At 54.6% G+C, this 953-nt stretch carries 1 protein-coding gene; it reads right to left on the bottom strand.

Annotated elements, in window-relative coordinates; all coding sequences use genetic code 11:
* Positions 1 to 725: 725 nt before the first annotated feature.
* Positions 726 to 953, bottom strand: a 228-nt coding sequence (locus tag LDO11_RS15655; RefSeq protein ID WP_232142351.1) for a hypothetical protein, incomplete at its 5' end; no start/stop codon positions are given.

Below are 953 nucleotides of genomic sequence, written 5' to 3'. Positions count from 1 at the left end.
CCCGCTCGAGCACCTGCTTCACCGCCTCCGCCCTGAACTCATCCGTGTATCGCTTGCTGCTCATGAACACCTCTGCTGTAGCCATGAATTATGGCCTGCGGGTGTCTGCAAAAGGCTGGGCGGTCCATTGTTAGGCGCGACTCGAGCGCCGCTAGTCTGGCAAGAGTTTGCCGTTGCGGGCAATCTTTGCACTGCAAGATGGGCAAAATAAGCCCCCGAATATTGCCTCCCGCCCACTTGACGGCTTGCGGAAGCGCGGCAAAGTCGTGTTACAGCTAGGACAGGACCTGCGTGGCATAAGCAAGCCCAGCATCAATACACCCAAGCCTCCCGCCAAGCCGCCGGCAATCATTGCTGGGATCAAGACATCCATGAAGCCTCCGAGCGCCTAACACCTGCATTAATCCGTGCCGCAAAGCGGCATCGGCTTGAGCGATTTGTTAGGCCATTAGTTTGTAAGGCCCATTGTGCCTGTGTAGACAAGGCGAGCCTCCTTAACCCAGCCCTCACTGACATCGCCAGTTACTGGATGGGTGTAGTTGACGAGCCACCAATCATCGAAATTTTTGTATGCGGTCAGGTGATCTTTTGGCACAACGAACACTGCGGTCTTACAGGACGCGAATGGGGCTGAATGAAGGTGCGTCCGATCCACTCCGTTGACTCGATGGCCTAACGGAGGCTGAGCCTCTACCGCCTCTGATTCGGCTATGAGTCGTATCTCCTCACAGATCTCTGGTTGTGCTACCGCCGAAAACGAGAACATACCAACCGCTGCCGCTATCGCAAACTTTATAAACACACAAATCTCCATATAAGGGTCTAAGGATCATCTGAATAACACGCCCTGATGCTGCTTTTGCCGCCACACGAGCATCAATATTGTGTCGGGCAGCGATTTTCATCGATTTCAGGTCGGATTTCGGCCGTTTCCGGCCTGTTCTGGCGGGCTT

This window comes from Alterluteimonas muca, from assembly GCF_021191595.1.
GTDB classification, from domain to species: Bacteria; Pseudomonadota; Gammaproteobacteria; order Xanthomonadales; family Xanthomonadaceae; genus Luteimonas; species Luteimonas muca.
Note: the sequence above shows the minus strand (reverse complement) of the source record. Positions and strands in the feature narration are given on the sequence as shown.